12 protein-coding genes are annotated in these 12466 nt (G+C 70.9%); 10 read left to right on the plus strand and 2 right to left on the minus strand.

Going from position 1 to position 12466, the window contains the following annotated elements:
* Nucleotides 1–8: 8 nt before the first annotated feature.
* On the minus strand, nucleotides 9–629 hold the full coding sequence (locus D1350_RS15695; protein ID WP_125776982.1) for an arsinothricin resistance N-acetyltransferase ArsN1 family B: 621 nt from the start codon (nucleotides 627–629) through the stop codon (nucleotides 9–11).
* Between the two features lie 93 nt (nucleotides 630–722).
* Between D1350_RS15695 and D1350_RS15700 the strand changes: the two genes are divergently transcribed.
* On the plus strand, nucleotides 723–2060 hold the full coding sequence (locus tag D1350_RS15700) for an MFS transporter (RefSeq protein ID WP_125776983.1): 1338 nt from the start codon (nucleotides 723–725) through the stop codon (nucleotides 2058–2060).
* Here D1350_RS15700 and D1350_RS15705 read toward each other — a convergent pair.
* Nucleotides 2023–4683, minus strand: a complete 2661-nt coding sequence (locus D1350_RS15705; RefSeq protein WP_125776984.1) for a tetratricopeptide repeat protein — start codon at nucleotides 4681–4683, stop codon at nucleotides 2023–2025. The genes D1350_RS15700 and D1350_RS15705 overlap by 38 nt on opposite strands.
* Nucleotides 4684–4754: 71 nt before the next feature.
* On the opposite strand from D1350_RS15705, the gene D1350_RS15710 reads away from it, so the two are divergent.
* From D1350_RS15710 to D1350_RS15750, 9 genes are all read left to right on the plus strand, one after another.
* The gene (locus D1350_RS15710) at nucleotides 4755–5270 is read left to right on the plus strand and encodes a VOC family protein (protein WP_338068180.1); all 516 of its coding nucleotides are present in this window, start codon (nucleotides 4755–4757) and stop codon (nucleotides 5268–5270) included.
* Nucleotides 5267–5791: a GNAT family N-acetyltransferase gene (locus D1350_RS15715; RefSeq protein WP_125776985.1), complete on the plus strand. Its 525-nt coding sequence runs from the start codon at nucleotides 5267–5269 to the stop codon at nucleotides 5789–5791. The genes D1350_RS15710 and D1350_RS15715 overlap by 4 nt, the downstream gene beginning before the upstream one ends.
* A 72-nt stretch (nucleotides 5792–5863) precedes the next feature.
* Entirely contained in the window at nucleotides 5864–6202 is a 339-nt protein-coding gene (locus D1350_RS15720; RefSeq protein WP_125776986.1) for a nucleoside triphosphate pyrophosphohydrolase family protein, read from the plus strand.
* 61 nt (nucleotides 6203–6263) lie between these two features.
* Nucleotides 6264–6626, plus strand: coding sequence for a cupin domain-containing protein (locus D1350_RS15725; RefSeq protein ID WP_125776987.1), 363 nt, complete (start codon nucleotides 6264–6266; stop codon nucleotides 6624–6626).
* Nucleotides 6627–6951: 325 nt separating this feature from the next.
* Entirely contained in the window at nucleotides 6952–8625 is a 1674-nt protein-coding gene (locus tag D1350_RS15730; RefSeq protein ID WP_240644144.1) for an extracellular solute-binding protein, read from the plus strand.
* Between the two features lie 98 nt (nucleotides 8626–8723).
* Nucleotides 8724–9776 (plus strand): ABC transporter permease, encoded by a 1053-nt coding sequence (locus tag D1350_RS15735; RefSeq protein WP_125776989.1) that lies wholly within the window; start codon nucleotides 8724–8726, stop codon nucleotides 9774–9776.
* A gap of 9 nt (nucleotides 9777–9785) precedes the next feature.
* Nucleotides 9786–10748, plus strand: a complete 963-nt coding sequence (locus D1350_RS15740) for a carbohydrate ABC transporter permease (RefSeq protein WP_125776990.1) — start codon at nucleotides 9786–9788, stop codon at nucleotides 10746–10748.
* 152 nt (nucleotides 10749–10900) lie between these two features.
* Nucleotides 10901–11446 (plus strand): DUF624 domain-containing protein, encoded by a 546-nt coding sequence (locus tag D1350_RS15745; RefSeq protein WP_276313764.1) that lies wholly within the window; start codon nucleotides 10901–10903, stop codon nucleotides 11444–11446.
* Complete coding sequence (locus D1350_RS15750) at nucleotides 11446–12450, plus strand: LacI family DNA-binding transcriptional regulator (RefSeq protein ID WP_125776992.1); 1005 nt, start codon at nucleotides 11446–11448, stop codon at nucleotides 12448–12450. The genes D1350_RS15745 and D1350_RS15750 overlap by 1 nt, the downstream gene beginning before the upstream one ends.
* Nucleotides 12451–12466 lie beyond the last annotated feature (16 nt).

Here is a 12466-nt window from a genome sequence, read left to right on the forward strand (position 1 = left end):
CGCTCCGCTCAGGAGGGCTCCGCCGGGGTGACGGGCCCGCCCGGGCCGGCCGCGCCGCCGTCGGGCACCGTGTCCTCCTCGACCAGGTCCAGCTGGAAGCGGGTGACGTCGCGCCAGCCGCCCAGCTTCCAGCCGATCCGCTCGAAGGTGCCGACCTGACGGAAGCCGAGCGACTCGTGCAGCCGGACGCTCGCGTCGTTCGGCAGGGCCACGCCGGTGACGATGCGGCGGTAGCCACGGCGCCGCAGCCGGGTGAAGAGGGCCTCGTACAACCGGCGCCCCGCACCCTGGCCCCGGGCGTCCGGCGCGAGGTACACGCTGGTCTCCACCGACCAGCGGTACGCCGCCCGGGCCGCGTAGGGAGTGGCGTAGGCGTAGCCCACGACCCGGCCGTCGAGCTCGGCCACGAGCCAGGCGTGGCGCTGCTGATACGTCTCGATGCGGTGCGCCATCTCGTCGGCGTCCGGCGGTTCCGACTCGAAGCTCACCCACGTGTCCCGGACGAACGGGGCGTAGATCGCGGCGCACGCGGGCGCGTCCTCGACGGTGGCGTCCCGGATCGTCAGCGAGATCGCGGCTCCGGGCCGAGGTCCGTCCGAGTCCTCGCGGAGAACGTGTGTCAGGTCCATGTGCGGCATCCTGCCTGAACCCGGTGACGGGGCATAGCGTGATCGGGTGACCATCTCCGCTCCACCCGAACCGGCGACCCCCTCCAGCGGCGGGTGCTCGTCGTCGCGATCCTCGCGTCGTTCGTGTCGTTCCTCGACGGGACCGTCGTCAACGTGGCGCTGCCCGCCATCGCCGACGAGCTGGGCGGACCCGGTGCGGGCGGCCTCGCGCTCCAGCAGTGGGTCGTGGACGCCTACCTCGTCACGCTCGGGGCCCTCATCCTCGTGGCCGGGTCGTTCTCGGACGTCCATGGGCGGCGCCGGGTTCTCCTCGTCGGGCTGGCGGGCTTCGCCGCGGCGTCGGTGCTGTGCGCCCTCGCCCCCACGGGACCGGTGCTGGTCGTGGCGCGGGCGCTGCAGGGCGTGGCCGGGGCGCTGCTGGTGCCGAGCTCGCTCGCCCTCATCATCTCGGCGTACAGCGGGCCGGCGCAGGGCCGCGCCATCGGCCGGTGGACCGCCTGGACCGGTACGGCGATGATCGTGGGCCCGCTGGTCGGCGGCCTGTTCGTCGACACGCTCTCCTGGCGCTGGGTGTTCTGGATCAACCTGCCCGTCGTGGCCCTGACGCTGTGGCTGGTGCGCGGCGTCCCGGAGTCGTCGGGCGACGCCCGGCGACGCATCGACGTGCGGGGTGCCGTGCTCGTCGCCCTCGGGCTCGCAGCCACCGTGTACGCGCTGATCGAGGGCGGCCGGCTCGGCTGGGGCGCCACCGCCGTGTGGGGGCCGCTCGCCGCGGGCGTCGTCCTGCTGGGCGTGTTCTTCGCCTGGGAGCGTCGCGCGCAGGACCCCGTGCTGCCGCTGCGCCTGTGCTCCTCCCGCAACTTCGCGTGGGGGAACCTCGCCACGGCCGCCGTCTACGGGGCGCTGGGCCTGGGCGGGTTCGTGGTGACGCTGTTCCTCCAGCAGGTCGCCGGGTACACCGCGATGTGGGCGGGGCTCGCCCAGCTCCCCACGACGTTCGCGATGCTGGCCCTCTCCACCCGCTTCGGCACGCTCGCCGGGCGGTACGGGCCGCGGGCCTTCATGACCGTGGGGCCGGTCCTCGCCGGGGCGGGCTACCTGCTCCTGCTCACCACCGATGCCACGGCCTGGTACCCCACCCAGGTGCTGCCGGGCCTCCTGCTGTTCGGCCTGGGTCTCGCGGTGACGGTCGCGCCGCTCACCTCGGCGATCCTGGGCGCCGTGCCCGCCGACGACGCGGGCATCGCCTCCGCGGTCAACAACGCCGTCGCGCGCGTGGCGGGGCTGGTCGTGGTCGCGTTCGCCGGCGTCATCCTCGGCGGCGTGCTCGACGTCGGTTCGTTCCACCGCGCTCTCGTCGTCACCGGCGGGCTGCTGGTGCTCGGCGGGCTGATCAGCTGGGCGGGGATCCGGAACCCGCGGCCTGCCTGATCTCCTCGAGGAGCGCCACGGACCGCGACAGGTCCTCCTGGAAGCGGTCGCCGTCGGCGGCCGCGAGCTGCCGGCGGATCGACACCGCCTCGGTGACCTGGTCCAGCGCCTCGGCGTGCTGCCCGAGGCTGCTGAGCACCGACGCCAGGGTGGAGAGCGACCGGGCCAGGTCGGGGCGGTGCCGGTCGGGGTGGCGCGCGGCCAGGTCCCGGTACAGCGCGACGGCCTCGTCCACCGGGCCGACGGCGTCCTCCGTCCGCCCCAGGTCCGTGAAGGTGGCGCCGAGGTTCGCCAGCGCGTGCGCGAGGTCGGGGAGGAACCGCTTCCGGTCCTCCTCGACGAGCGGGCGAAGCGTGGCCACGGCCTCCCGCGTGGGGGTGACCGCCGCCTCCAGCTGACCCAGGTCGGAGTACCGCACCCCTAGGTTCGACAGCGACCGGGCGAGCTGCTGGGTGTACCGGTCGGGCGTCGTCGCGGCGAGCGTGCGCCGAAGCGTCACCGCCTCGCGCTCCAGCTCGAGGGCCTCCTCGAACCGCTCGAGGTGCGAGTACGTGACCCCGAGGTTCGACAGGGACGTCGCGAGCATCTCCTCGTACCGCACGGGGGAGTCGGCGGCGAGCCCGCGCCGGATCGCCAGAGCCTCCCGTCCGAGCTCGGCGGCGTCCCACAGCCGGCCCTGCTCCGACCGCACGGCCGCCAGGCCGGACAACGACCAGGCGAGCTCCCACCGGAACTGGGGGTCGCTGTCGGCCAGGCGGCGCCGGATCGTCAGGGCCTCCTCGGCCGTCCGGACCGCCTCGTCCAGGTTGCCGAGGGCGGTGCAGACGTGACTGACGTTGGAGAGCGCCCGGGCCAGCGCGTTCTCGTGCAGGTCGGGCCGCTGGTGCGCCAGGCGACGGAGGATCCGCACCGCCTCGCGCGTCGCCGTCAGCGCGTCCTCGGGCCGTCCGCTCTCCACCAGCATCATCTGGTTGGCGAGCACGCCGCCGAGCTCGGCCTCGAACCCCACCGGGTCGCGGCGGGCGAGACGCCGCAGCACCGTGATGGCCTCGCGCTGGTACTTCTCCGCCTCCTCGACGAGGCCCAGGTACACGTAGGAGACCGACGTGGCGCGCAGCGCGTTGGCGAGCACGGGCTCCGTCCACACCGCGACGTCGCGCGGCGCGGCCCGGCAGAGGGTGAGGGCCTCGAGCTCGGCGGTGAGCGCGTCGTCGGGCGACCCTGTGGTGCGCTGGACCACCCCGAGGTGCGCCAGGGCGGACGCGAGGCCGACGCGGTGACGCTCCGGCGCCTCGGCGAACAGCTCCCGCTGCAGGTGCACCGCCTCCAGGCTCGGCCTGAGCGCCTCGCGCGGGTGCGCGGCGTGCATCGCGCGCCCCAGGCTCTCGAGGGCCTCGGCCCGCAGTGCCACGTCCGACGACGGCAGCAGGTCCACCTGCCGGCGGGCCAGGTCGGCGACGATCGGCGCCATCCCCGGACCGGGCTGCCACGGGAGCAGCGTCCGGATCGAGGCGAGGAGCCGGGCGTTGTCCGGTACGCCGGCGGCCACGCGGCGCAGGAGCTGGGTGGGCAGGTTCGCTGCCTCGGGGACCCCGGGGCTGTCGATGTCCAGCCGGCACGCGAAGCCGGCCACCTGGAACGCGGTGCCGGGCGTCAGCCTGCGGGTGCACGCGTCCCTCAGGGAGGGTGACGCGCCCAGCCGCCGCGCCACGTGCAGCTCCGCGAGCCGGCCCGGGACGGCGGCGGCGTTGCCCGCAGGGTGCGGGCCGAGCCGCTCGCCCATCAGCCAGGCGGACGCCACGGCGTCGTCCAGGCCGGTCAGGTCCGTGGCGGGCGGGGCCGCCGCGGCCCACCGCTCCCGCTCCAGGTCGAGCAGGTTCGCGACGCCGCTCACCGGGTCCACGCGGGCCGGCGGCGTGCCGTCCCGTGCCCGCAGCACCGCCACCAGCGCGGCGGCGTGGAGGTCCAGCGGCGGCACCGGCCCGGTCGTGGCGGCCACGGCGGGGGCGCCCACCTCCACCCCGAGGTGCCGGGCGAACGCCCCGACGGCGGAGGTCGCGGCCTCGGCAGGGGACAGCGTCGTCGCCGCGGGCAGGTGCGTGTGCGAGGTCAGGACCGGGTGCTCGGACCAGAGGTCGCTCAGCCAGAGGAGCCTCTGCCACCAGGTGCGGCCGGTGCGGGCCAGCAGCAGGACGCGCAACCGGCCGCGTGCCGCGACCCCCGTCGCGTCCAGGAGGGCCGCGATGCCGGGGCGGACCGCCGCCTCGTCGATGACGACGAGCACCGGCCCGCTGTGGAACCTCGACGGGCGGCAGGCGTCCGCGACCGATTCCGGGGAGTCGTCGGGTCCTACCCACAGGCACCGCCACCGGGCCCGGAGGAGCCGTGCCGTCAGCTCGACCGCGAGCCGTGTCTTGCCCACCCCGCCCAGCCCGGTGAGGAGCCGGACCTGCGCGGGAGTGCGGTCGCGGGACCAGGCCAGGAGGTCGGCGAGCTCGGCGTCCCGCCCACCGAACGGCACCACCCGGGCGACCGGGTCGAGGAGGCCGAGGGGTCCCGGAGCGACCGCGGCGGTGGCGCGGGTGTCGTCGTCCGGCTGTGCGCTCGGTTCTCCTCGGCTCACGGGGACCTAGTGTCCCGCCTCGGCCGCCGCAGGGCCATAGCCTGCGGCGATCCATCGCAACGAATGTTTCGATGCTTCGAAAATCGCTGGGCGCCTCCCAGGACTGCGTGGGACCGTCGGGCATGGTTGCCTTCATCTCCCATCTGACCGTCGACTGCCGTGACGCCTATGCGCTGTCCGAGTGGTGGAAGCCGGTGCTCGGGTACGCCGACGTGCCCGGGGACCCCAACGAGCCGGGGCACGACGAGTGCATGATCGTGGACCCCTCCGGTGGCGGCCCCGACGTCCTCTTCATCGAGGTGCCGGAGCCCAAGAGCACCAAGAACCGCCTCCACCTCGACCTCCGGCCGCGCGAACTGCCGCAGGACTCCGAGCTCGCCGGGCTCCTCGCGCACGGCGCCACCGTCGTCGCCGACCGCCGCGGGCTCTACGGCCCGGGGAGCGGGTGGGTGGTCCTCGCGGACCCGGAGGGCAACGAGTTCTGCATCCTGAAGTCGCCCGCGGAGCGGGCCGCCTACGCGGCGGCGGCCGCCGGCGAGGACGCGGGGCTCGCCGCTGGTGCGACGTCGTCGGGCAGCGACGCATGAGCCTGGAGGTCCGGGCCGAGGCGCCCGCCGACTTCCCCGCGGTGCGCCACCTGCTGGTCGCCGCCTTCGGCGACACCCAGGTGGCCGACGGCGTGGGGCGCATCCGCGAGTCCTGGGTCTACCGCCCTGCGACGTCGCTGGTCGCGGTGGCCGACGGCGTCGTGGCCGGCTTCGTGATGATCACCGGGTGCTCCGTGGTCGGAGAGGGCGGCGAGCGGACCGCCGCCATGCTGACGCCGCTCGGCGTGCTGCCGTCGCGGCAGCGAGCGGGCATCGGCGCGGCCCTGGTGCGCGCAGCGCTCGCGGGCGCCGACGCGGCCGGCGAGCCGTTCGTTGTGCTGGAGGGCGACCCCGCCTACTACCGGCGGTTCGGCTTCGTCCCCGCGCGCGACCACGGGCTGCTGATCCACCTTCCGGACTGGGCGCCGCCCGAGGCGGCCCAGGTGCGGCTGCTCACGGCGTACGACCCGGGCGACCCGTCGCTGCGCGGGACGATCGCGTACCCGCCGGTGTACGGGTGAGGCCGGGTCGGCTGTCGGAACCGGGCCGCTGCCGGAACCGGCCCGCAGCCGCGACGAGGCAGGATGAGGCCCATGACCGACCTCAGCGCACCCACCGAACGAGCAGTCGCCGTCGCCGACGCGTATGACCGGCTCAACCTCGTCCACCGCGGCCGCACCTGGACCACCGAGGAGCTCATGCTCGGGTTCGTCGGCGACGTGGGCGACCTCTCGAAGCTCGTCATGGCAGACGTCGGCGCCCGAGACATCCCCGGTCACCGCGAGCTGCTCGGCCACGAGCTCGCCGACTGCCTGTGGGCCGTGCTCGTGATCGCCGCCCGGTCGGGTGTGGACCTCGGCACCGAGTTCGACCGCTGCATGGACCTGCTCGACGGGGGCATCGCGCGGAGCCTCGAGGCGGCCGGAGCGTAGCCCGGCACGCCCGGCTGCTCGCGCTTGCGGCACCCCACCTCGACCGCCTGTTGGAGGCACCATGACCGACGTCCGCAATCTCCTCACCGCGCTGGCCGCGTTCGACGAGCACTGGCAGCCGCACCGCCTCACCAGCATCAACGACTACGACGTCAAGGTCGTCAAGGTCCTGGGTGACTTCGTGTGGCACTCCCACCCGGACACCGACGAGCTGTTCCTCGTGCTCTCCGGTCAGCTCACGATCAGGATGGGTGACGGCGACGTGGAGCTCGGGCCGCACGACGTCTACGTCGTCCCACGCGGGGTGGAGCACTGTCCGCACGCGGACGTGGAGACGTCTGTGGTCCTCATCGAGCCGAGGGGCACCGTCAACACGGGCGATGCGGGCGGCGCCATGACGGCGCCGCTCCGCGAGCTCGGCTGAGTGACGGCGCGGCGAGCGGGGAAGTGTTCTGGACCGACGGCGACCGTGCGTGGGTCCGGCGCGGTCCACTGAGGGCCGGCGCTGGTCAAACCGGGTGAGGTTCGCGTACCTCGTTCTGCGGGCGGGGCCGTGATCATCTTGAGACGCGCGGGAAGTTGACGGGCTCACGACGGCGGCCCTAGTTTATCGCTAAATCCCCTCCGGGATGAGGATGCGATGCGCCGCTCGCGTCCGATGTGCACGGTTCCAGTCAGAGACGACCGGAGCTGTCCGCAAGGGAGGAACCTTGATGCGTACCGCACGAACGAAGTTCTCAGCTCTTGTCATGGCTGCCGTGGTGTCAGTAGGACTTGCTGGATGCAGCCCTGGGGACGAGGAGGTCCCTCCGGAGGATGTCGTCATCCCCGAGGGTGAGCTCGCAGACCAGTCGGGAACGCTGACCCCCAGCAACCCGACGGAGCTCTCGGTCTGGATCACGGCCGCCGCGCAGGCCCCTGCTCCCGACAACAAGATCACCAAGCTGATCGAGGAGCAGCTGGGTGTCACCCTGAAGTACGAGATCGTCACCCCGGACAACGTCGACCAGAAGATCGGCGTCATGCTCGCGGGCGGCGAGTTCCCCGACCTCGTCGGCACCAGCGACCTGGAGATGCGCCTCCTGGAGGGCGGCGCTCTCCTGCCCCTCGACGACATGCTGGCCACGGGGGACTACCCCAACCTGGCCACGCACGTGGAGGAGGACATCAAGAGGATGAGCTACTCGGGCACCGAGGTGGACCCGGGCCTGTACATCATCCCGAACTACAACCGCTTCTACGGCGAGATCACGGGCGGCACGTACTACGGCCCCGCCTTCTGGATCCAGAAGCGCGTGCTCGAGGACGCCGGCTACCCGGACCTGGAGAACATGACCCTCGAGCGCTACTTCGAGCTCATCGAGGAATTCAAGGCGAAGAACCCCGAGACCAACGGCGCCCCGACCGTCGGCTTCGAGCTGCTGGCGTCCAAGGGCCGCGAGTGGGGCATGACCAACCCGCCGGCGCTGCTGGCGGGCTCCCCGAACAACGGTGGCGTCATCGTCGACGAGAACGACACCGCGGAGATCTACGCCGACAAGGACATCGCGAAGGACTTCTACAAGGTCCTCAACGAGCAGTACGACAAGGGTCTCGTCGACCCCGAGTCCTTCACCCTGACGTTCGACCAGTACACCGCGAAGCTGGCCACCGGCACCGTTCTCGGCATGCACGACCAGGGCTGGAACTTCGGGACGGCCACCCAGTCGCTGCAGAGCGCGGGCATGGACGAGTACACCTACGTGCCCCTCATGCCCGCGTACGAGGGTGTGGAGCCGTGGTACGCCGACCGGGACGTGATGAACAGCAACCAGGGGTTCGGCGTCTCCACCTCCAGCGAGCAGCCGGAGGAGGCGCTGAAGTTCCTCGACATGATGCTCAGCGAGCCGTGGCAGAAGGTGCTCTCCTGGGGTATCGAGGGTGAGGACTACGAGGTCGGCGCAGACGGCGTCTACTCCCGCACGGACGAGCAGCGGGCCAACGCCCGCGACACCACCTGGCGTGCCTCCAACCGCCTCGAGGCGCTGCTCGAGATGCTGCCCAAGCACCAGGGCCAGTTCTCTGACGGCAACGCCTACGGACCCGACGACCAGCCCGCCGAGTTCCTCGCGACGCTGACCGACTACGACCAGGCCTTCATCGAGAAGTACGGCAAGGAGACCTGGCGCCAGTTCGTGAACGAGCCGCCGGAGAACCCCAAGTACTACCCGGCGTGGAACATCACGCTCTCCGACGACGCCAACGAGATCAACCAGCAGCTGACCGACGCGAACGTGCAGCAGCTGCCCAAGATCATCGCGGGTGAGCCGTCCGAGTTCGAGGCGAACTGGCAGACCTACGTCGACGCCATCGACAAGGTCGACGTCACGGTGTACGAGGACGCGATCAACGACGGCATCCAGGACCGTCTGGCCAACTGGTAACAGTCAGCGAGCACTCGTGGTGGGGGCGCGCACCGCGCGCCCCCACCACGACGCGAGATCGATTACCACCCACTGCTCCTGACGACGAGGTTGGACAGATGACGGACGCCACGGTCAGCACCCTTGTGGCCGGCTCCGGGCCTGAACCGGACCCGGAGCCCGCGAACGGTTCCCGCTCCGGGAAGCGCAAGGCGCGGACGAATGCAGCGAAGGATCCCCGGCGCGAGATCACCTGGGACAGGATCTGGGCGCAGCGAGTCCTGCTCGCGATGGCCGTCCCGCTGCTGCTGTACCAGATCCTGTTCAAGTACGTCCCTGTCTACGGCTGGGCAATCGGCTTCCAGGACTACAAGCCGGGCCGCGGAGGCATCTGGGAGCAGGAGTGGGTAGGCCTCGAGAACTTCGTGGACCTCTTCACCGGCGTCAACGGTGAACGGTTCGCCCGGGTCGTGGCCAACACGCTCGGGCAGTCGACACTGACGCTGATCGTCGGGACCTTCGGAGCCATCGTCCTGGCGCTGCTGCTGAACGAGGTCAAGAACCAGCCGTTCAAGCGGGTCATGCAGAACATCACCTACATGCCCCACTTCCTCAGCTGGGTGATCGTCGCGAGCCTGGCGTCAGTGGCTCTGTCGTTGCCGTCGTCCGGCGGGTTCATCAACCAGGCCCTGATGAGCCTGAACCTCGTCGACGAACCGATCCTGTTCCTGACCGAGCCGAACTACTTCTGGGGGATCGTCGCCGGGACGAACCTGTGGAAGGAGCTGGGCTGGAACACGATCCTCTACCTGGCCGCGATCACCGCCATCGACCCCACCCTGTACGAGGCCGCCGAGGTCGACGGAGCGGGCCGCTATCGCAAGATGTTCAGCATCACGCTCCCGGGGATCATGCCCACGATCGTCGTGCTGCTCATCATCAACAGCGGCTGGATCCTGTCCACCAACTTCGAGCTGCCGTACTTCCTCGGCAACGGCCTGGTCTCCGAGACGGCCGAGACCATCGACGTCTTCGTGCTGCGGTACGGCTACGAGCTCGGCAACTACAGCCTCGCCGTCGTCGCGGGCATCTTCAAGACCGTCGTCGCCATCATCCTGGTGGGCTCGGCAAACCTGGCGGCCAAGCGCCTCAACCAAGAAACCCTGGTCTAGGAGGCCTTCATGTCAAGCACCCTTGTCGCGAAGCCTCTGGCGCAGCCGACACTACGACGCCGATCACGCCGTCGGCGATGGACGGCCGAGGGGGTCATCTTCACGACGCTCAACACGACCTTCCTGCTGCTCCTCGCGGCGGCCATGATCTACCCGCTGCTCAACACGCTCGCCACCTCCCTGAACGACGGCATGGACGCCGTCCGCGGCGGGATCGGCATCTGGCCCCGGGTGTTCTCGCTGAAGAACTACGAGGTCGTGCTCAGCATGCACACGATCTACCAGGCGTTCTTCATGAGTGTCCTGAAGACGATCGTGGTGGTGGTGACGAACCTGCTGTTCACCTCGATGCTCGCCTACGCGCTCAGCCGCAACGAGTTCATCTTCCGCCGCCCGATCACCCTGATCTTCGTGCTGACGATGTACTTCGACGCCGGACTCATCCCCAACTACCTGCTCATCAGGGACCTGGGCATGCTGAACAGCTTCCAGGCGTACTGGGTGCCGGTGATGATCAGCGCATTCAACTTGATCATCCTGCGCACGTACATGAAGTCGATCCCCGAGGAGATCATCGAGTCCGCACGGATCGACGGCGCGGGCGAGTTCCGCACGTGGTGGCTGATCGTGATGCCGCTGTGCAAGCCCACGCTGGCCGTGGTGGGTCTGTTCGTGGCCGTGGGCAGCTGGAACTCCTGGCTGGACACCCTGCTGTACAACTCGGGTGAGCAGTGGCTGTCCACCCTGCAGTACGAGCTGCAGAAGCTGCTGGCCAGCTCGATGAACGCCGGCGCGAACTCCGGAGGCAACGCGGCCAGCGCGGCCTCCGTGGCACAGGGCGGGCAGGTCACCACACCCATCTCGTTGCGGTCGGCGATCACCGTCGTGGCGGCCGTCCCGATCCTGTTCGTCTACCCGTTCCTGCAGAAGCACTTCGTGTCCGGTCTCATGATCGGATCTGTGAAGGGCTGATGGCGTCGGCATCCCGCACACCACGGGATGCCGACTCCGCCCTCAGGACGCGCATCTGCGCACGCTGAAAGGTTCCGACCATTTTCCGGTTCAACCCCGCCTCACGACTGTGGCGCATCCTGGACTCGCTCGGCTCCGTCATCCTGATCAGCCTGTTCTGGCTCGTGAGCCTCGCCCTGGTCGTGACGGCAGGAGCGGGAACCGCGGTCGCCTACGAGGTCTGCCGCCGGTACGTCCTGGGCAAGGACGCGGGCCTCTGGGCCGTCGCTGCGAAGGCATGGCGGCAGAGCTGGAGGCAGGCGACCCTCGTCGGCCTGCTGGCTGTCCCGGTCGCGGTCATCGGCATCCTCACGGTCTCCTACCTGCCCACCCTCGGGCTGGCTGAGGTCTTGATACCGCTCGTCGTCGCCGGCCTGTTCCTGGTGCTCCTGCTCTTCTGGTGCCTCCCCCTGACAGCTCGCTTCACCAACCCCACCAGGCGCCAGGTGCGCAACGGGTTCATCTTGGGGCTGACGACGCCCAGCCTGACCTTCCTGCTCGGGATCGCACTGCTCCTCGGGGGCGCCGCCGTGTGGAACTTCATGCCTGCGGTGTTCGTGGCACCCGGCCTGATCCTCCTCTGGTGGTGCTACCTCCTCGAGCGGTTCTTCGTCGCCCGGGGGTTCGTGCAACCGGAGCCGGAGGCGGCGGAGGTCTGATGGTGACGATGTCCGAGGTCGCGCGCGCCGCGGGCGTCTCGAGCATGACCGTGTCGAACGTCCTCAACGAGCGACGGCGCGTCGGGGCGCCCACGCGCGCCCGCGTGCTGGCCGCGGTCGAGGAGCTGGGCTACGAGGTGAACCTCACCGCCCGGCACCTGCGGGCCGGTCGGACCGATACGATCGCGCTGATCGTGCCGAGCTTCCACGACTACTTCGGCGAGGTCGCCGACGAGATCGCGCCGCTCGTCGAGGCGGAGGGCCGCCACCTCGTCCTGGAACGGACCGGCGCGAGCCCGGATTGCGAGATGGAGACGCTCACCGTCGCGCGGATGCAGATGTACGACGGCGTCCTGCTGTCGGTCGCGGGCCTGGACCGCAAGCGGCTCGAGAGGGTGCGCACCACCAAGCCGATCGTGCTCCTCGGCGAGCGCGACGTGCCCGACCGCTTCGACCACGCGCGCCTTGCCAACGAGGAGGGCGCGCGGCTCGCGACGGCGCACATGATCGAGGGCGGCGCGCACCGCATCGTCGCGCTGGGCTGCACGCTCGAGTCCGAACACACGATGACCTCGGACCGCCGCATCGGCTGGGAGCAGGCGCACCTCGCCGCCGGCCTGCCGGTCGACGAGCGCTACGTGGTGCCGATCGAGCCGTACTCTTCGCAGTCCGCGCGCGAGGCGCTGCTCGCCGTGATCGCGTCGGGCCTGCCGTTCGACGGCGTCTTCGCGGCGACCGACGTCATCGCCCTGGGTGCGGTGGCGGCACTCGCGGACAGCGGCCTGCGGGTGCCCGACGACGTCCAGCTTGTCGGTTTCGACAACCTCGACGTGTCGCGGTTCGTGCCGCCGGGCATCACGTCGGTGGACCCGAACCACCCGGAGCTCGCACGGACCGTAGTCGGGCTGCTGCACCGCAGGATCGCCGACGGCGACGCGCCCGCTGAGCACCGCGGGGTGCCGGTCCGACTCGTGGTCCGCGGCTCCACGCGGGCCCGCAGATAGCCGTGCGCACGGCGGC

Source organism: Antribacter gilvus, assembly GCF_003946865.1.
Classification (GTDB): domain Bacteria; phylum Actinomycetota; class Actinomycetes; order Actinomycetales; family Cellulomonadaceae; genus Antribacter; species Antribacter gilvus.